Here is a 17,672-nt window from a genome sequence, read left to right as displayed (position 1 = left end):
TCTGCGCGAACCTCCGTTTCCGTGAACCTTCGAGTACCGGGAGTGCCATGAAGATCCTGAGGCTGTTGACAGTCCCCGCCGCCGTCCTCGCCCTGACCGCCGGCACCGTCACCACCGCCGCCGCGGCCCCGGCGCGACCGGCCCTGAACGACGTCGTGGTCCTCGGCGCCGCCTCCAACGGCCAGACCGTGCAGGTTCACCCGGGTGACGTGGTCCAGATCGACCTGCCGCCCTACCGCGACAGCACCGTCACCTGGCTGTCCTCCGTCCCGGCGACGACCGCGCCCTCGGTGCTGCCGCAGACCTCGGGCAGCACCGACCCCGACAACACCACGCACGCGACCTTCAACGCGGCCACCGCCGGGACGAGCGACATCACCTGGATCTGGCGGTGCGCCTTCCCGGATCGCGGCTCGGCCTGCCCGCCGTTCGTCTACTACCCGCGGACCACCATCGTCGTCTCCTGACCGCACGCACTCGAACGGCCGGGATCCGCAGCCTGCGGATCCCGGCCGTTCGAGTGGGGGCGAAGGTCACCCCGGCCCGTGGCCCCGCTCACCGGGAAGCCGCGCCTCGGACACGTTCACCGCGACGGCCTCCGGGCGCCCGGCGGCCGATTCCGCGAAGCGGGCGCGGGGCCGCGGGGCGTCCGGCGGCTGGAGGGTGAGGACGTGGTCGGCCAGCGGGAGGAAGGCCGGGTCGTGGGTGATCAGGATCGTGGTGCGGCCCGCCATCAGGCGGCGCAGCGGGGGGATCAGCTGCTGGACGGTCTTCGGGTCCAGGCCGGTGGTGGGTTCGTCCAGGACGAGGACCGGCGCGCCGCGCAGGAAGGCCCGGGCGATGGCGACGCGCTGGGCCTGCCCGCCGGAGAGCTGGAAGCCCTCGTCGCCGATGACCGTGCCGTACCCCTGCGGCAGCGCGGTGATGAAGCCGTGGGCGCCCGCGCTGCGGGCCGCGCGTTCGATGTCGCCCTGCGGGGCGTCGGGCCTGCCGTAGGCGATGTTGTCCCGGATGGTCGCGTGGAAGAGCTGCGCCTGCTGGGGCAGGAAGCTGATCGCCGCACGCAGCGAGGCGATGGTCAGGTCCTGGATGTCGGTGCCGTCGAGGCGGACGGTACCGGACTGCGGGTCCAGGAAGCGGACCAGGAGCTTGGCGAGCGTGGACTTGCCGCTGCCGCTGGGGCCGATGACGGCCAGGACCTTGCCGGGACTGACGTCGAAGCTGACGTCGGACAGCACCGGGGCGTCGTGGCTGCCGGCGTAGGCGACGTGGACACCCTCGAAGGAGACCCGGCCGCGGACCGCGCCGGCGTCCCGCGCGGCGGGGCTCTCCCGGACCGGACTGGACAGGTCGTGGATCTCCAGTAGGCGCTCGCCCGAGGCGCAGGCCGCGCCCGCGAGCGGGACGAGCCCGGCGAGTTGCTGGATCGGCTCGAACAGCTGCGCCATGAAGGCGGCGAAGGCGAGCAGACCACCCAGGCTCAGCCCGCCGTGGATCACCTGGAGGGCGCCGACGCCCACCACGACCAGACCGGCGAGCATCTGGAGGACGTTGAGGAGGGGCTGGTAGAGGTCGGACATCCGGGCGGCGGAGAGCTCGGCGTCCAGCAGGGCCTTTCCCTCGCGGTGCACCCGCTCGACCTCGCGCTCCTCCTGGCCGCAGGTGCGGGTGACCACCACGTTGCGCAGCGTCTCCTCCAGCAGCGCGGTGACGCCGCCGGCGCGGCGCTGGACCTGCCGCTCCCGGATGCGGATGCGGCGCCCGAAGAAACCGGTGGTGAGGATGAACAGCGGCGCGACGATCAGCGCCGCCAGGGTGAGGGGCCAGCTCAGGTAGAACGCCGCGCCGACGAACAGCACCAGGCTGACCGAGGCCACCGCGCCCTCGACCAGGCCGGTCGCGACCATCTGCTCGATCGTCGCGATGTCGGCGGTCATCCGGGCCACCAGGTCGCCGCGCCAGCGGGTCTCCAGGGTGTCGGGTGGCAGGGTGTGCAGATGGGCCAGTGTGCCGGTACGGAGCCGGAGCAGGTACCGCTCCGCGATCCAGGTGCCGGTGTAGGTGCCCGCGAAGGTGAACAGCGCCGCCGCCGCGGCCGCGGCGAGCATCGTGCCGCCGAGCGGCCAGAACTCGGCGAAGTGCCGAGGCACCAGGACCTCGTCGATCAGGTCCTTGAACATCCAGACCGAGACGACCTCGCCGAAGGCTCCGAGAACGAGCAGCACCGCGCTCAGCGGCAGCCAGCGCAAGTCCGGTCTGACCCACGGCCAGAACCGCCGGAACAGCTCGCGCAGCGAGATGGCGGGCGAGTCCGCCACCGGCCCCTGGTCGATGGCCCGGTCGGCTGCCCGGTCCTCCGGACCCCCCATGGGCGTCGCACCGTGCATGGAGGAACCCCACTCAGGATGAGGGGCCGGCGGTGATACCGCCGGCCCCAGGGATGGGTGTCATGCCGGGCTGTTAAGCACAGCCCGGACCGCCCTTATCTGTCACCAGAAGCCAAACCGACGACGGCGGCCGTGGCGACGGCGGCGACGGTCACGTTCACGTCCGCGACCGCGGTCCCTGCGGTTGAAGTAACTCATCACGACTCCATTTCTTCCCTTGCATTGGCACGCCGCACGTCCACGGCCGACGCCGACGGCGCGGACCCGGGGAGCACGACAGAGACTGCCGTTGCCGTGAGACAGCCCTAAGCGGCGGGCACGTCAGGGATGTGCCTGCCAGAGCCGTTCTCACATCTCCAGTATCCGCCTGGCGCCCCCGCTCGCAGCTTCTGGACCGCAACCGCGACCGGTCCTCGGCATGCGAAGGGACCCCGGACTCGGCCGCCCGACCCCCGCCCCGGCGGCCGGATCCGGCCCTCCCGACCGGCCCCCCGACGAGCCGGGTCGGGCGAGGAGCCGCCCGGTCGGCTCGGCGACTGACCCACCGTCAAGTGCCGTTCGTCCGGCGTCTCGAAACAGCCGCGCCCGCGCACCGGGCGCCGCCGCCCACCGGTCGACCGCAGGCCCCCGCGACGACGGCGTCGGCGCGAGCCCCCGGCCCTCGCGCCCCCTCCCCGAAGACCCCCGCCCGGGCCGCCGACCCCGCCCGCCGACGCCTACCCGGATGGCGCAGCCGACCGACGGGGCGGGGGTGCGCACCCCCGCGCGGCGAGAGGCGAGACCCCGCGTCGAGCCCCGCGGGAACCACCGGAACGAGGCCCCGGCACCGCCTGCGCCACGGCGAGTCCGCCCTGAGGAGGCGCCCCGCAGCCGCCTTCCGGGCGACTCCGGGGCCCACGAGAACCCGAAGCGACTGCGTTCGGGTGACGGCGCCACCATCGGCGGCACCCTCGCCCCACTCCCCGGCCCGCCCGCCGGCTGCCCGTGCTGCCCGTGCTGCTCGGCCCCTCGGTGGCCCCGCCGGTATCGCGGCTACGGGGCGGCATTCCTCCTCGCAGGAGTCCTCGTCACAGGAGTCCTCGTCCGGGATGCCTCATTCCCTGGAGGATGCTCCGAAGGAGACGCCGGTGTGGTGGGGGTGGTCGTCGGCTCGGGCAGCTGGGTGGGTGAGGCCGAGAGCGGGCAACTCGGCGACGGCACCGCGGCGGGCGAGGAGGCCTCAGGGGTCGGGGCCGGTTGTACCGGCACCGGCGTCGCCGGGTACGAGGCGCCTCCGCCCTCGTTCGTCGAGGGGCCGCCGAGATGGCCCGCCACCTCGACCACGCCGCCGCAGGCGAGCAGCACCGCGGCCAGCACTGACAGCCCGGCGGAGGCCCGCAGCGCCCGGGGCGCCGTGGTTCGCGGGTCGGTGTCCACGCTCAGTCCACGTATTCCTGGGCGACCTGCACGTACTCGAAGCCCTTGACGTCGGTGGCGATGTGCATCTGACCGGTTTGCGAGGAGGCGATCAGGGTGTTGAGCAGGCCGGTGATCGCCCCGCTCAGCGCCGACTCGGTGTCCGAACCGTCGGCGATGAACAGCGCCTTGGTCGCCACCTCCTTCAGCACGTCGCGCCTGGCGGCGCCGAAGCCGTAGGCGATCACGTGCGGGTGGCGCGGCCAGTTCCGGTCCACCAGCGCGCGGAAGGAGTCCCGCCACTTCGCGTCGGTCGGAGCGCCGTCGGTCAGGAAGAAGATCGCCGGCCGCAGCACGCTGTACTGCTGCGCCCGCAGGCTGCTCACGTCCTGTTCGATGCTCTGCCGCAACTGGTCGAAGGCCTTGCCGTACTCGGTGCCCCCGCCGCAGATCACTTCGGGCATGCTCGGGACCTGCTCCATGTCCGACATCGGGATCACCACGTGCACGTCGGTGGAGAAGGCGACCACGCTGACCCTGGCGAACTCCGAGACGCGCGGATTCGTCGCCAGGTTGTAGTGCAGACGCGAGAGGGTCGCGTTGAGCACCGCCTCGTGCGGCTTCATCGACGAGGAGGCGTCGATCACCACGTAGGTGGGCAGGCAGAGTGACATCGTGTGCACCTCTGAGCTAGTGGTTGGAGGCGATGATGATGACCAGGATCACGACGAAGGCGAGCACCCAGATCCACTTGGCGGACGGGCCGGTCGCGGGCTTCTTCTTCTCCTCGACCGTGCTGACGCGGGTGGCGGTGACGGTGGGGGGCTCCGGGATCGCGTGCGGCGCGGGCCGCGGAAGCACCACCGCCGGCTGCTTCGGGGGCAGTTGGGGCAGCGGCGTACGTGTCGGACGCGGCACGGCCCTGAGGTAGGGCCCGTTGTTCAGCGCCTGGTTCAACTGGGCGGCCGCGGGCCGTCGCTCCCGGTCGGTCGCGAGCAGCATGTCCAGCAGGACCTCGGACACGGCGGGCTGGTTCAGCCAGTGGGACGCGGCGACGCCGTGGAAGGTGCTCGCGTCGCGCCGGCCGGTCAGGCACTTGGCGACGAGCAGGGCGAGCCGGTAGCGGTCGGTGTACTGGTCCGCGTCGGAGCCCGGCGGCGTGAGCGGGTCGGCCCAGTTCGGCTGGTGGATGTCGGGCATCTTCTTCGGCTGGCAGCCGTCGACGTCGATCAGGTAGACGGAACGCCCCTCCGGGCTCCAGAAGGCGTTGGAGAACGACCAGTCCGAGTAGACCAGGCCCAGGCCCTCCAGGATCGCGGCGAGCGCCGTCAGTTGACGGCAGGCAGTCAGTCGGCCCTCGAATCCGGGACAGGGCAGGCCGACGCCCCGGATCGACTCGTCGGACTTCGCCAGCCAGTCGATCTCCAGGAACCGGCGCTCGCTGAACTTGCCGCGCCGCAGCTCGGAACGGTACTGCTCGGGCGCCATCGGGATCACGCACCCGACGGCCGGGTTGCCGGGCTCGCGGATCCGGGCCGCGGGCCAGCACGTCCCGGCGTACAGGGTCGCCCGCTCCGCCTCCGGCAGCGTGTCCGGAGCCGAGATCAGCAGGTCGATCCGGCGGCCGTCCTCCTGGTGGAGGCCGGGCCGGTAGAGCTTGGCCAGCCAGCCCGGATGGCCCGTCAGCGGCCGTACGGCAACGGCCTGGCCGTTGTGTTCGGAGATCGGCTCGGCGAGCGGTCCGAGATCGCCGAGGCCCACGGTCCTCGGCAACGCCCAGCCCCGCGGGTCCACCGCCGGGGCGCCGTCGCCGACGACGGGATCGGAGTCGGTCATGTCCCGCTGCCGTTCCACACCACGACGGCGGTGCGGTCGTCGAGGCACTGCGGTGCGTCGAAGCCCACGTCGGCGGTGAACCGGGTGGCCGGGACCGGCGAGCGCCAGGCGTTCGCGAAGTACTCGTTGACGTTGCCCGCCCGGTCCGCCCACGCGTCGCCGATCCCGTCCGTGACCAGGGCGAGGGCGGCACCGGACGCCAGGGTGACGTAACCGTCCACGGCCAGGTGCGGCGTGTCCGGCAGTCGGCCGGCGACCTCGTTCGAGACCACCACGGCCGCGCGGTCCTTGGCTTCGCCGGCGGAGAACCGCCACAGCGGGACGCGCGGGTCGAGTGTCCAGGCCGAACTGTCACCGAGCCAGCCGACCCATGCCCGCGCCACGCCGTTCGCGTCCGGCTCGGCGATCACCGCGGTGATCAGCACGGTCGCCAGGTGCGAGGTGCCGACGCCGCGTCCGGCCGCGTGCGCGGCGATCGATTCCGCGACCCGCCCGTACAGCGCCTTGACGTCGAGCCGGTCGAAGCCGACCGCCTCGATCTGCTCGCGCAGCAGGGTGACGGCCTGGCTGGAGGCCGCCGTGGCCCCGACGTCGGACCAGGCCGCGCTGGACAGGCCGTCGGCCACGGCCACGATCGCGTACCGGCTGTCCGGGCTCCGCCCGATCCGGTACGAGTCCTGTCGCGGCTCGGCGGGCCGGCCGCAGCGGTGGCCGGGCCCGACGACGGAGGCGGCGCGGATGGTGAGGGCACCGACCGTGGCTTCGTCGGCGGCGATGCCGTTCTGCACCGTGCGCTCCGGCAGCAGCCAGGGATAGCCCTGTGCCCGCGCGCCTTCGCCGAAGCGGGGCACGCTCAGGTCGGTCGGCCTCTCGCGCAGGAACGGCCGGGGCCTGCCGGGCTGGGCCGTCGACACCGCCGGTGCCGCGACAAAGCGGCAGACCGGCGCCGTCGCGTCGGGCCGGGGCCCCCGTTCAGGCCGGTCCCGCTGCCGGGCGGGCGTCGCGGCGGCCTCGGACCCCAGTGCGGCCGCCGCGCCGACGACACCCACCGCCGCGAGGGCGAACGCGTCCACCAGCCAGCCGTAGTGCCGGTGCGGCGTGCCGACCTCGGCGAAGGCCCCGATGACGACGGCTGCGAGCAGCCCCGCCCGCACCCAGCCGTCCGTCAGGCCGTCCCGCCGACCGCCGCCCCCGCTCACGGCCGTTCCCCACGATCGCGGGACCTCGACCCGGAGGCGAAGTGCTGGTCACCGTGCTGCACCGCGAACACCTCGCCGGAACCGGTGGCGGAGTTGACCTGGACCACGACGTCCGGCCGTTGCTCGGTCCGCAGCGTCGCCAGAGCTATGACGTCCTGGGCCAGAGCCGGGTTCCGGTCCAGCAACTGGAACAGGGCCTCGGTCCAGAAGTCCACGGCCACGGCGTCGACCGCTCCCCTCGTGGCGGTCGACCCCCGCTCCAGCGCGGCGGACAGTTCCCTGCGGCGGCTGCCGTGAGCCCGGGCGATGACGCCGCTCATCAGTCGCCTCGCCTCGTTCCACAGATCGGTGCCCATCGCGGACACCAGAGCGGTGGCTCCGCTCGCGGCCAGCTCGGCGAGTTCCTGGTTCATCGGCGCTTCAGCCCCGTTCGTTGTAGTGGATGTACTGGCCACCTTGGCCGACGGCGAAGACCGTGCCGTTCCCCGTGGCTCGGACGGGTTGCTCCACGGACCGCGGCTCGGCTTCCGCAGGCCGCTCGCGGGAGCCGGACTCCGGGCCGGGACCGCCGTGCGGCCCGACCGGGCTGCCCGGGTACCAGAGCCAGGCCCGTGCGGCGTACTCCTTGACCCGGACCTCGGCCGCGGTGAAGGCGCCGGCTTCGAGCCCCTCGTAGCCGTGCCCGACCGTCTCCTCGTAGTAGTGCTGCGAAAGCATCGCGGCCACCGGGGTGCCGTCCGGACCGTCCAGGGCCGCATGCCGCAGCGGGGGCGAGTCGAGCAGCCGGGCGAGCGCCTCGAACGGGGTGCCGGAGACGGTGCCGTCCGGATCGACCCGGACCTCCCCCGCGTGCGCGGCGGCCCGTACCCGCAGCCGGGCGTCCGGACCGGTGTGCCGGTTGTGCTCGCGGATCCGCGAGCCCAGCTCCGGCAGCAGCGGGACCAGCAGTCCGGCCTTGGGCAACCCGGCCGGGGCGACGAGCCGGCAGCCGTCGCCGGTGTCCACGTACGCGAAGTCCCGCCGGTCCAACTCCGCGACGCCGAGGGCGCCGAACAACGCGGACCGCAGCACGCCGCGGATCTCCTGCAGCCGCTGCTGACCGCGGCCCGCGGAACCCGCGATGTCGCACGCCAGCAGAGCTCGGTACTCGTACCTCGGATTCACATTCCCTCCGCGATCACGACGAGGGCCGGCAGTTCGAAGATCGATCTGCCGTCGGCGCCGAATTCCCGGTGCCGACACGATGGTTAACCAGAACGTAGAGGAGGGGTCCTCGGGTAGACCGGCTACTAATACGGCTTGTCCGGCTTCGGCCGGACGAGGAGGAGGAGTGACCGATGAGCAACACACGGATGCGCGGAGCCGGGGCCTACTGGCCGACGACCGGGCTGCTCGGCCGGGTCGGCGAGGCCGATCGCCGAGTCCTGCTGGGGCTCGGCCACGGCGTGGTCTACCCGGCCGGTCAGATCACCATCCGCGAGGCCGACACCTCGGACTTCTCGCTGCTCCTGATCGGCGGCACGGTGAAGGTCACCGCCCACGCGCAGGACGGTCGGGACGCGCTGCTGGCCGTACGGATGGCCGGGGACCTCGTCGGGGAGTTCGCCGGGATCGACGGCCAGCCGCGCATCGGCACCGTGACCGCCTGCGGCCGGGTGCTGGCCCGCTACATCCTGCCCACCGAACTGCTGGCGTGCACGAAGCAGCACCCCGCCATCGGGCTCGCACTCAACGCGAGCGTGGTCGCCAAGCTGCGCACGGCGACCAGCCGGATCGTCGACTTCACCGGTTGCGACGTGCTCGGGCGGCTGGCCAGGATCCTGCACCACCTCGCCGTCACCTACGGGCGCCCCGGCCGCAAGGAAGCCCATCTCCCGCTGTCGCAGCCGGAGATGGCCACGCTGGTCGGCGCCGCGGAGTCGTCGATCCACAAGGCCCTGCGGGCCCTGCGGGAGTCGGGCGCGGTCGTCACGGGCTACCGCAGGATCACGATCCTCGACCTGGATCACCTCGCCCGGATCGCCGCCGCGACCGAACCGGCCGATTCGCGGGCGATCTCACCAAACAGGTAAAAGCGCCGGGTTCCGACGACGGGTCGGCGTCAGCATGACCGAGTGCCGGGACCCGAGCGTTGGAGAGGACCGGAGAAACAGATGCCAGAGAACAACGGTGCTCCGGACGGCTCCGCGCGCATCCGGGCGGGCGACGTGTCCGGAACGATGATCGTCGGCAACCGGAACACCGTGACCAACCTGAACATCACCACCGGACACGGTTCGGCCATCACCGTGAACGCGGGGCCTCCGCCGAACCCGGTCAAGCGTCAGCCGATCTCCCACCTGCCGCGTTCCGCCGCCGATCCGCTGATCGGCCGGGAACGGGAGCTCCAGGCACTGCAACAGGCCATCGGAGCACGCCAGTTGGTGCAGATCTGGGGCGCCTCCGGGGTCGGCAAGAGTGCCCTGCTGCGCCACCTCGCCCGCACCTTGCCGCGCGGGCCCGAAGGCGCGGCCTACATCGAAGCCGGCGGACGGACGGCCGACGACCTCGCGCAGGCGATCTTCGACATCAGCTTCGACGCGCCGAACTACAAGCCGTCACTGGAGGTGCTGAAGGAGCACCTGAAGACCCTGCGGCTGCGGATCTACCTGGACGACGCGGGGCTCGACGAGAAGGACCTGCACCGGCTCTTCGACCTGGCCGAGCACTCCACGTTCGTCTTCACCTCGCAGCGCCGGTCGTCGGTCACCGGCGTCCACCCGATCCGACTCGACGGACTGACGGCCCCGGCAGGGGTGGTCCTGGTGCAGACGGTCCTGGCCCGCGCGCTGCGGCCGGACGAAGCGCGGACCGTGACGGCGCTGTGCGACGCCCTGCACGGCAATCCGCTCCGCCTGCGGCGCATCGCCCTGTCGGCCGCGACCGGCAAGGGCCTGCCGGGCATCGCCGACCTCCCCGCGCTCCTTCCCGCGCTGCTCAACAGGCTCCGGCCGGAGGAGCGCGACCTGCTGTACCTGCTCGGCTCGCTGTCGGGCGCCGAATTGGCCGCCCGGCAGCTCGACGCCCTGCTCGGTCGGACGGACAGCGACGCGCTCGCCGGCGAACTGGTGCGGCACGGCCTGCTGGTCGCCTCGGAAACCGGCTACGGATGTCCGCCGGACGTCGCCGAGTGCGTGCTCAAGAGCCGGATGACGCAGTTCCCCGCCGCGCCGCTCTGCCGGGCGCTCACCACGTGGGTCGAGTCGCGGGAGACCACCCCGGACGAGGTCGCGGCCCACTTCCAGGCCCTGGACGTCGCGGTGCTGGGAGCGGAAAGGAGCGGACAGGCGCAGCTCGGCGTGGAGTTGGCCCGTGCCGCCTCGCCGAAACTGGCGCTCTCCCGGCAGTTCGACGCGTGGGGCAGCCTCCTCGGAGCCGGCTGGGCCGCCGCGAAGAGCGCGGGAGACCGCGCGGGCGAGGAGTTCTTCCTGGGGGAGGCGCGCACCCGCCGCAAGGCGATCGGCCGGGCGGCACTGACGACGGCCCTGGTGCTGGAGGCGGGGGTGCTCTGGCAGGAACTCGCCGCCCTGCAAGCGCACTCGGTGGCCCACCAGGCCGCCACGACGGCGATCACCGCCGTACCGCCGATCGATCCGGTCACCACGGCACACGCCGTCGGCCAGTCCCCGCTGATCACGCACCCGGCGGTCAGCCCGCCGACGGTCACCCACCCGGTCGTCCAGCCGGTCGTCCAACCACCGACGGTCACCCACCCGGTCGTCCAGCCACCGGCCGTCACCCACCCCCTCCCCGCCTCCGGCGCTCCGGCGCCCGTGCACCCGCCGGGTACACCGCAGGTGATCGACCTGTCCCACTCCGCTCCGCAGCCCCCGGCCGGGGGCCATGTGGCCGGCGCACACTCCCCCTCGCAGGCGGCGCCGCACCGAATCGACCTCTCGGGAGCGCACCACTCCGCCGCCCAGCCGACGCACGCCGTGAGCGCCACCACCACGTCCAGCACGGGCCACGCGGTCACCACCGCCGGCGCAGCGGCCGCCAAGGGCGGAGCAGCCCTCGCCGTCGCCTGCGTGGTCGGTGCCGCAGCCGTACTCGGCGTGGGCGCCATGGTCTACACCCAGAACCAGTCGAACCTGGCTAAGCCGGCCCAGCCCACCTACTCGCCGGCCCCGCCTCCGAGGGTCTACACCCCCGCCCCGCCGGTCTACACTCCCGCCCCGCCGGCCCCGTCTCCGAAGGTCTACACCCCCAAGCCGCCGGTCCCTGCCCCCGTCGTCACGCCGGACCCCGTCGATCCCGTGTGCGCAACGGTGGTACCGGAATTGGGAAAAGAGACCCGGCAGCACAACGCCGACCTGACCGCCGTTCACAGCGCCTTCGACTCGTACAACAACGCCGTAGCCGCGTACAACTCTCGACGGACCTCCACCGTTCCCGACGACAGCACGGTGAAATCCCGTATCGACATCATCCTCAAAGACCTGCGCGCCAGCGAGTCCACGTTGCGGGGAGCCCTATCGCAAGCGCGGGACGGATCCGTGGTATCCGACCTCAAGGGTCTTCTGACCGCTAGCCAGCAGGAGGAGAACCAGTTCCGCGCAGCTCGGAACGATCTCACCACCGGCTACAACACGGCCAGCCAGGCTTCGGCATACAACTCGGCCTGGCAGAGTCTGGCGATCCACTGCATCGCCTGGTAATCCGCCACAAGACCGACCAGGAAAGGCCGACCATGTCTACGGAATCCACCCCCGGCACCATCCACGCCGGAGACGTCTCCGGCACCTTCATCGTGGGCGACAACAACCACGTGACGAACACGAAGCATCACCCCGAGCAGCCGCAGCCCCAACCGCGCCAGCAGAACTCGGCCGAGGACCAGGCAGCCGTCTTCGCCGTGGAACACGGCACCATGCACGTCACCTACAACCACAACGCCGAAGCCGCGCCCGAGACGGAGGCCCGAGAAACGCGTCAGCCCTGATCGGCCAGCAACTCCAGGTCCTGGGCGTTCAGCGTCGCCGTCTTGAGCAGTTCCCTGATCAGGTTGACGCTGAGCGTCGAGCCGACCGGCTCGCCGACCTCGTCGCGCGTCAGTCCGCGCACGCCCCGCCGGCGCAGCCGTTCGCGCACGTCCTCGACCGTGTTGGCGACCGACTTGTGGGTCCAGGACTTGGTCGCGCGGGGCGAGGCGTTGACCAGCCGGGCGGTCTCCTCCCAGGCCGACGGGAGCGGGAAGGCGTCCTGGCCCTCCAGGTAGCGCCGGGCGAGCGCGGTGAGCACCAGCCGCTCCTGTAGGGAGAGCAGGTAGACCGTCTCGGGGGCCGCGGTATCGGCGCCGCTCGTGGAACGGGGGTGCAGGTCATCCCCGTCCACGACGCGGACCTCCACCAGGTGGGACCGCCGCTTGGACGAGTTGATCACCAGCGGGGTGTACCCGGGCCCGATGATCCGCTTGTGGCTGGTGAGCATCAGCACGCCGTCGGGCAATTCGATCGGCAGACTGCCGGTGTTGACCAGCCACCAGTCGCCATCGGTGCCGGCGCAGGTGAAGACGCCGTGCCGACGGCTGACGGTCGGGTCGTCGACACCGACCGGTACGTGCACGTCCTCGCGGTCGCGCCCGAACAGCAGGGTGTACCGGCGCGACGGCACGGCGTACCCGCCCTCCGGGCCGAGCACGAAGATCGTCCCCGGTGGCGCCGAGGGCACCCTGCCGGAAGGACTGCCCGGCGGCAGCATCTGAGGTGGGAAGTTTTCGTACGCCATCTCACATACCTCCGCTTCGGCTCGCGCCAGTGTATGAGCGCACCGAGAGGACCAGTCCTCCTGCGGGCACGCGGCGTGTCGAGCCTGCGGAACCGCCAACTCCGCTTGTCCGGAGTGGACTTGCTCGATAGCCTGCCCGCCGTGAGCGAGATCAGCCGGCGAGCTGCCGCGATCGACGGCATGGTCGCCGAACCACTCGGTCCGGGCGATCCGCAGGAGATCGGCCGTTTCAGCATCATCGGCCTGCTCGGCACCGGCGGCATGGGCGAGGTCTACCTCGGGGTCTCGGACAGGGGCTACGCCGCTGTCAAGCTCGTCCGGCCGCGGCTGGTCCCCAGCGAGCGCTTCGACCGAGAGGTCGGCATCCTCTACCGTGTGCCGCTCGGAGTCGGACCGCGGGTGCTGGCGAGCGACGCCACTCCGGAACGCCCGTGGTTCGCCACCGAGTACGTCCCCGGGCTCACGGTGGACGAGGCGGTCCGGCTGCACGGCCCGCTGCCCGCCGAGGCGCTGTGGCTGCTGCTGGCCGAGACAGCCGCTCAACTGCGGGCCGTACACGCGTCCGAGATCGCGCACCGCGACATCAAGCCCGCCAACGTCATGCTGGTGCGCGACGGCGTGAAGCTGATCGACTTCGGCATCGCGCGCGCCGCGGACCAGGCGAGGCTCACCGGGATCGGCGGCAGCTACGGAACACAGGGCTTCTCGGCACCGGAACAGCAGGCCGGGGACGAGGACGTGGCAGCGCCCGCGGACGTCTACTCGCTCGCGGCGCTCCTGCTCTACGCCGCCTCGGGTCGCACACCCGGCGCCGCCTCCGACGTGGAGCCGCTGCGCGCCGTGGACGCCGACCTCGCCGCCCTCCTCGGGCCCTGTCTCGCCACCGACCCCGGAGCACGCCCCACCGCCGACGAGATCGTCCTGGCGACGCGCACGCACCGGCTCGCCCCTCCCCCGTCCTGGCCGCCCGAGGTCATGTCACGCATCGACGCTCGACGTGCCTTCGCCGAAACGCCGGTCGGCAAGCTGGAGACCGTCCCGCCACCGGATACGAGCACGGACCCGAAGCCTGACGTCGGGCCCGCACCCCTGGCATCACCTCGCCGCCCGCGCAAGCACCTGTTCCTGTTGCCGATCGCCGCGGCGACCGCCCTCGGCGCGGTCGCGGTGTTCGCCCTCAGCCCGTCCACCTCCCCGCAGCACCACAACGCGCAGGAGTCCAGCGGCGTGCCGGTCGCCGTCGAGCCCTTGGCCGGGGCGACGCCCGGGCCCTCCGCGAGCCCGAGCACCTCGATCTCCGCCACCGCCACCGCCGAACCCTCTCCCCCGCCTTCAACCACCCCGGCCGGCACCACGCGGACACCCTCCCCGAGCCTGCGGCCCTCGACCTTCGCCACCGCCAAACCCGCTACCCAGCCCCCGACCACCCCACCTGGCACGGCCACCCCACCGAGCACGGCCCCCGCCGCACCCTCAGCGGCTGCCCCCAGCCCCACCTCGTCATCGATCAGCGGCATCAACGGCAGCGACGACCCGGCACAGGTCAAGGGCTCCGAGGCGGACACCAGTTGGCTCGGCCCCGACGCCGCCTGTTCCGCCTGGCTGGACGACAACGGCTCCGGCTCGCTCGCGGGCGTGCTCAACACCTCCCTGAACCAAACCTGCGTCGCCGAGCTCGCCCGCAGCGACGGCATCACGTACACCTTCCGCGCCTCCTGGGGCGCCGCGAAGACGAGCTTCGTCCCAGACATCGGCTACACGATGTGGATCTGCGTCTGGAACGCGAACAACCGGTCCGGCGAGCAGTGCTCCGCTCGCTTCGGCATGAACGGCACCACCCCGGTCCGCCGGTGAAACGAGGCTGCCGCAAGGAGCACGCCCGGGCCACCACCCCCAGCCGCCCGCACCCCAGCCCTCGTCGGCCATTCGGGCGAAATCCAGGCGCCGGATCCGTCCGGCGAGACTGCATCGAGGATGTACGAGACTGTCGCGAGGCTGCCGGAACGACTGCGGCCCGGGTCGGGATCATGCTCCTGACCTGGGCCGCAGTACGCGTTTCAGCTGTTCACGGGGTGGGCGCGGACGCTTTCGAACCGCCGACACCTGCTTCGTAAGTTCTCGCCGGCATCCGCAGATGCCGTCGGGGTCACCCCGACGACCGGCATACGGCCGAACGACGCACCAACGGTGATCCCACTGTCCGAAGAGGCTTCACCGGACGGTCGGAACTCCAGCTGTAGAGGCCACCACCCGTGAGGGCCGTCAGCAGATCATCGTCGGTCGTATCGTCCCCGTCGGCCGACCTGAGCCTCGTGGTCCAGCGACCTGCCGGTTCGCCTGGAGACCGGTGGCGTCGGCGGTCACCGGCCGGGCGGGGCGGCCACCTGATCAGGGGGCGAGCGGGGCACCGCGACCGACGGGAACCCGTGGGCGGTCACTGGGCGCTCGCCGCGGGGCGGACGACGAGTTCGTTGACGTCGACCTGCCGGGGCTGGGACACGGCGTAGGCGATGGCCTCCGCGACGGCGGAGGCGGGCAGTGCCACTGCGCGGTACGCCCTCATGGCCTCCCTGGCGGTGGGGTCGGAGATGCCTTCGGCGAGTTCGGACTCGGTCACGCCTGGAGAGACGAGGGTGACCCGGATGTCTCCGGCGGACTCCTGGCGCAGCCCTTCGGAGATCGCGCGGACGGCGAACTTGGTGGCGCAGTAGACGGCGGCGGTGGGAGAGACCTCGTACGCGCCGACGGACGCGATGTTCACGAAGTGCCCGCCGCCCTGGGCCCGCATCACGGGCAGTGCGGCGGCGATGCCGTGCAGGACTCCCCGCAGGTTCACGTCGATCATGCGGTCCCACTCGTCCGTCCTCAGGGCCTCCAGGGGCGAGAGCGGCATGACTCCGGCGTTGTTGACCAGGACGTCGACCCGGCCGTAGCGCTCACGGGCGGCGGACACGAAGGCCTGGACGTCGGCGGCGTCCGTGACGTCGAGACGCCGGAACGCCGCGGTGCCGCCTGCGGCGGTGAGCTCCGCGGTGAGCGCGTCGAGGCGGTCGGTGCGCCGTGCGCCGAGGAACAGGCGGTGGCCGTCGGCGGCGAGGCTGCGCGCGGTGGCCTCGCCGATCCCGCTGCTCGCTCCGGTGACCAGTACGACCTTGGGTGTCTGCGTCATGCCTGCTTCTCCTCCCGGTGGAGCACGAGGTGTTCGTGGTGGAGGACTCCGTCTCGGATGTCACCCGTGGCGGTGAACCCGGTGTCGTCGACGTAGTCGATGTGATGGCCGGTGACCGTGTAGCGGCCCGTGTAGGCGCTGCGGCGGTGGCCGCGGGCCTCGTCGTATCGACCGTCCGCCCGTAGTTCCTGACGGATGTGACCGTCCGCCGTCACCCACAAGCCGACCACGTCGGCTCGGCCCTCCTCGGTGCTGCCCGTCAAGGACGGACTCCCTTCGTCGATGGATGCGGATCCGTTCCGCCCGACCGAGTCTGGGCGGGACGCGGGTGACCGGCCAGGACGTGCCTTGCCTGGGTGCGGTGCACCCAGGCAAGGCACCGCCGGCGCGGCCTAGGGTGAGGGCGTGACCGACAACCACCTGGGAGAGTTCCTGCGCGCACGCCGTGCGGCCCTGCTGCCGCAGGACGCCGGCGTGGCGAGCCACGGGGTACGCAGGGTCGCCGGACTGCGCCGGGAGGAGGTCGCCGTCCTGGCCGGGGTGAACGCGGACTACTACACCCGCCTGGAACAGGGGCGAGAACGCCACCCATCGGCCCAGGTCCTCGACGCGCTCGGCCGCGCCCTGCGGCTTGACTCGGATGGGCACGCGCACCTGCACCAGCTGGCGGGGACGGTGCCGAGCAGCCGGTTCGCCCACACCACGGACCGGGTCGGCCCCGCCCTGCGCCAGTTGCTGGACGGCTACCCGGCCGCCCCGGCGTTCGTCATCAACCGGACTTTGGACGTCCTGGCGGCCAATGCCCTGGCCGAGGCCCTGCACTCACCCTTCGAGCGGATGGACAACCTCGCCCGGATGGCCTTCCTCGACCCGGCGGGCCGGCAGTTCCACGAACGGTGGGGCCACACGGCCCAGGCCGTCGTGGGCCACCTGCGGCAGGCCGCCGGGCTCGACCCGGACAGCCCCCGGCTGCGGGAGCTCGTCCGCACCCTCACCGGTCACAGCACGGACTTCACCCGTCTGTGGAACGCCCACGCGGTGCGCGGCAAGACCCAGGAGGCCAAGCACCTCCTCCACCCGGACGTCGGCCCACTGACCCTCACCTACCAGGCCTTCGACGTGCGCGACGCTCCCGGCCAGCAGCTGATCGTCTACCAGGCGGAGCCCGGCAGTTCCAGCGCGCAGGCCCTCAGCCTGCTTGGGTCCCTGCGCGCCACCTTGAACCGGGGCGCCGGGTAAACGGTGAGGACGGTCAGCTGCGTTGAGCGCGCAGTGATCAACTCGCCTGATGACCACGGCGCCACACTTCACTCTCCGTGACTCCGTGACTAGCCGTACGGGACCGGACACCCGCCCAAAAGGAAACAACCAGCCGCCGTCAGTCCCGAAGCCCACTCCCACAGAAAACTCGCCGTGTGCACCGGTTTCTCTCACCGCGGCCAATCAGCACACGACTCCGTAACTCGAATGGTCGCCACCAGACTGGGTCAACTAGCGAGCATCACAGAGGATTTGGCCCTACGGTGCGGTGCCAGGGGGCCATCGAGCGAAAGGCTGTCACTGGCATGGCCGGGAAATTCGAGCTGTACAAGGACTTCTGAATCGCGGCTGTTGGGCCGACTGGGGGAAGTGCCGGTTCACGGCCTCTGAGCTGGCAAAATGCTTCTCGTGATCTCTCGTCGACTCTCACCCGTCCTCGTCGTGTTGTGCACCAAATGTGCACCCGGGGAGGGACGGAGCTGACAGCATGCCAGGAGTTGCCATGGCATCGGGCACCATTGCACTCACTACAGAGAGCGACGGCGCCCTGGTACGCTTGGCGCTGATCCCATCAACGAAGCCGCGCGCATCGCTGACGCAGTCCTGCCTTGCCCCCGACCTATCACGAGTAGCCCCGGCTTGATTTTGAAGCCGTGCCGG

Annotated in this window: 15 protein-coding genes; 6 read left to right on the top strand and 9 right to left on the bottom strand. The window is 71.9% G+C overall.

Annotation, left to right across the window (positions count from 1 at the left end):
* Positions 1-47 precede the first annotated feature (47 nt).
* Complete coding sequence (locus ACIOGZ_RS12895) at positions 48-467, top strand: hypothetical protein (protein WP_400985908.1); 420 nt, start codon at positions 48-50, stop codon at positions 465-467.
* Between the two features lie 66 nt (positions 468-533).
* Here the strand turns inward: ACIOGZ_RS12895 and ACIOGZ_RS12890 are convergent, their stop codons facing one another.
* The 6 genes from ACIOGZ_RS12890 to ACIOGZ_RS12865 all read right to left on the bottom strand — a co-directional run bounded on the left by ACIOGZ_RS12890 (position 534) and on the right by ACIOGZ_RS12865 (position 7,981).
* Positions 534-2,369 carry an ABC transporter ATP-binding protein gene (locus ACIOGZ_RS12890; RefSeq protein WP_400985906.1) on the bottom strand — a complete coding sequence of 612 codons (1,836 nt, stop codon included), beginning with the start codon at positions 2,367-2,369 and terminating at the stop codon, positions 534-536.
* A 1,436-nt stretch (positions 2,370-3,805) separates the two neighbouring features.
* Complete coding sequence (locus ACIOGZ_RS12885) at positions 3,806-4,456, bottom strand: VWA domain-containing protein (protein WP_363585981.1); 651 nt, start codon at positions 4,454-4,456, stop codon at positions 3,806-3,808.
* Positions 4,457-4,472: 16 nt separating this feature from the next.
* Complete coding sequence (locus ACIOGZ_RS12880) at positions 4,473-5,618, bottom strand: hypothetical protein (protein ID WP_363585980.1); 1,146 nt, start codon at positions 5,616-5,618, stop codon at positions 4,473-4,475.
* Complete coding sequence (locus ACIOGZ_RS12875) at positions 5,615-6,817, bottom strand: protein phosphatase 2C domain-containing protein (protein ID WP_363585979.1); 1,203 nt, start codon at positions 6,815-6,817, stop codon at positions 5,615-5,617. The genes ACIOGZ_RS12880 and ACIOGZ_RS12875 overlap by 4 nt, the downstream gene beginning before the upstream one ends.
* Complete coding sequence (locus tag ACIOGZ_RS12870; protein ID WP_363585978.1) at positions 6,814-7,230, bottom strand: hypothetical protein; 417 nt, start codon at positions 7,228-7,230, stop codon at positions 6,814-6,816. Before ACIOGZ_RS12870 ends, ACIOGZ_RS12875 begins: the two co-directional genes overlap by 4 nt.
* Before the next feature lie 7 nt (positions 7,231-7,237).
* On the bottom strand, positions 7,238-7,981 hold the full coding sequence (locus tag ACIOGZ_RS12865) for a hypothetical protein (RefSeq protein WP_363585977.1): 744 nt from the start codon (positions 7,979-7,981) through the stop codon (positions 7,238-7,240).
* Positions 7,982-8,154: 173 nt separating this feature from the next.
* Between ACIOGZ_RS12865 and ACIOGZ_RS12860 the strand changes: the two genes are divergently transcribed.
* The 3 genes from ACIOGZ_RS12860 (at position 8,155) to ACIOGZ_RS12850 (ending at position 11,798) form a co-directional block, all read left to right on the top strand.
* The gene (locus tag ACIOGZ_RS12860; protein WP_363585976.1) at positions 8,155-8,889 is read left to right on the top strand and encodes a Crp/Fnr family transcriptional regulator; all 735 of its coding nucleotides are present in this window, start codon (positions 8,155-8,157) and stop codon (positions 8,887-8,889) included.
* A gap of 81 nt (positions 8,890-8,970) precedes the next feature.
* On the top strand, positions 8,971-11,514 hold the full coding sequence (locus ACIOGZ_RS12855) for a hypothetical protein (RefSeq protein WP_400985902.1): 2,544 nt from the start codon (positions 8,971-8,973) through the stop codon (positions 11,512-11,514).
* 32 nt (positions 11,515-11,546) lie between these two features.
* Positions 11,547-11,798 (top strand): hypothetical protein, encoded by a 252-nt coding sequence (locus ACIOGZ_RS12850; RefSeq protein WP_363629476.1) that lies wholly within the window; start codon positions 11,547-11,549, stop codon positions 11,796-11,798.
* Here ACIOGZ_RS12850 and ACIOGZ_RS12845 read toward each other — a convergent pair.
* Positions 11,789-12,583: an FHA domain-containing protein gene (locus ACIOGZ_RS12845; RefSeq protein WP_400985900.1), complete on the bottom strand. Its 795-nt coding sequence runs from the start codon at positions 12,581-12,583 to the stop codon at positions 11,789-11,791. The two genes, ACIOGZ_RS12850 and ACIOGZ_RS12845, sit on opposite strands and share 10 nt — an antisense overlap.
* Before the next feature lie 141 nt (positions 12,584-12,724).
* On the opposite strand from ACIOGZ_RS12845, the gene ACIOGZ_RS12840 reads away from it, so the two are divergent.
* Entirely contained in the window at positions 12,725-14,437 is a 1,713-nt protein-coding gene (locus ACIOGZ_RS12840) for a serine/threonine-protein kinase (protein ID WP_400985898.1), read from the top strand.
* A 580-nt stretch (positions 14,438-15,017) separates the two neighbouring features.
* Here ACIOGZ_RS12840 and ACIOGZ_RS12835 read toward each other — a convergent pair.
* Together ACIOGZ_RS12835 and ACIOGZ_RS12830 are read right to left on the bottom strand one after the other, a co-directional pair.
* A complete protein-coding gene (locus tag ACIOGZ_RS12835; protein ID WP_400985896.1) occupies positions 15,018-15,752 on the bottom strand; it encodes an SDR family oxidoreductase in 735 nt (244 codons plus the stop codon).
* The gene (locus ACIOGZ_RS12830; RefSeq protein WP_363585970.1) at positions 15,749-16,015 is read right to left on the bottom strand and encodes an Atu4866 domain-containing protein; all 267 of its coding nucleotides are present in this window, start codon (positions 16,013-16,015) and stop codon (positions 15,749-15,751) included. Before ACIOGZ_RS12830 ends, ACIOGZ_RS12835 begins: the two co-directional genes overlap by 4 nt.
* Positions 16,016-16,157: 142 nt before the next feature.
* Here ACIOGZ_RS12830 and ACIOGZ_RS12825 point away from each other — a divergent pair, with 142 nt between their 5' ends.
* Complete coding sequence (locus tag ACIOGZ_RS12825; RefSeq protein ID WP_400985894.1) at positions 16,158-16,991, top strand: helix-turn-helix transcriptional regulator; 834 nt, start codon at positions 16,158-16,160, stop codon at positions 16,989-16,991.
* Positions 16,992-17,672: the final 681 nt, after the last annotated feature.

The organism is Kitasatospora sp. NPDC088160 (assembly GCF_044741445.1).
Lineage (GTDB): Bacteria > Actinomycetota > Actinomycetes > Streptomycetales > Streptomycetaceae > Kitasatospora.
This window is presented reverse-complemented; position numbering and strand designations above follow the sequence as displayed.

Bases quoted from the DNA above. Each gene is read 5' to 3' on its own strand.
- ACIOGZ_RS12860 (WP_363585976.1), top strand. From the start codon at position 8,155: ATGAGCAACACACGGATGCGCGGAGCCGGGGCCTACTGGCCGACGACC.
- ACIOGZ_RS12895 (WP_400985908.1), top strand. From the start codon at position 48: ATGAAGATCCTGAGGCTGTTGACAGTCCCCGCCGCCGTCCTCGCCCTG.
- ACIOGZ_RS12845 (WP_400985900.1), bottom strand. From the start codon at position 12,583: ATGGCGTACGAAAACTTCCCACCTCAGATGCTGCCGCCGGGCAGTCCT.
- ACIOGZ_RS12835 (WP_400985896.1), bottom strand. From the start codon at position 15,752: ATGACGCAGACACCCAAGGTCGTACTGGTCACCGGAGCGAGCAGCGGG.
- ACIOGZ_RS12870 (WP_363585978.1), bottom strand. From the start codon at position 7,230: ATGAACCAGGAACTCGCCGAGCTGGCCGCGAGCGGAGCCACCGCTCTG.
- ACIOGZ_RS12885 (WP_363585981.1), bottom strand. From the start codon at position 4,456: ATGTCACTCTGCCTGCCCACCTACGTGGTGATCGACGCCTCCTCGTCG.
- ACIOGZ_RS12850 (WP_363629476.1), top strand. From the start codon at position 11,547: ATGTCTACGGAATCCACCCCCGGCACCATCCACGCCGGAGACGTCTCC.
- ACIOGZ_RS12880 (WP_363585980.1), bottom strand. From the start codon at position 5,618: ATGACCGACTCCGATCCCGTCGTCGGCGACGGCGCCCCGGCGGTGGAC.
- ACIOGZ_RS12890 (WP_400985906.1), bottom strand. From the start codon at position 2,369: ATGGGGGGTCCGGAGGACCGGGCAGCCGACCGGGCCATCGACCAGGGG.
- ACIOGZ_RS12855 (WP_400985902.1), top strand. From the start codon at position 8,971: ATGCCAGAGAACAACGGTGCTCCGGACGGCTCCGCGCGCATCCGGGCG.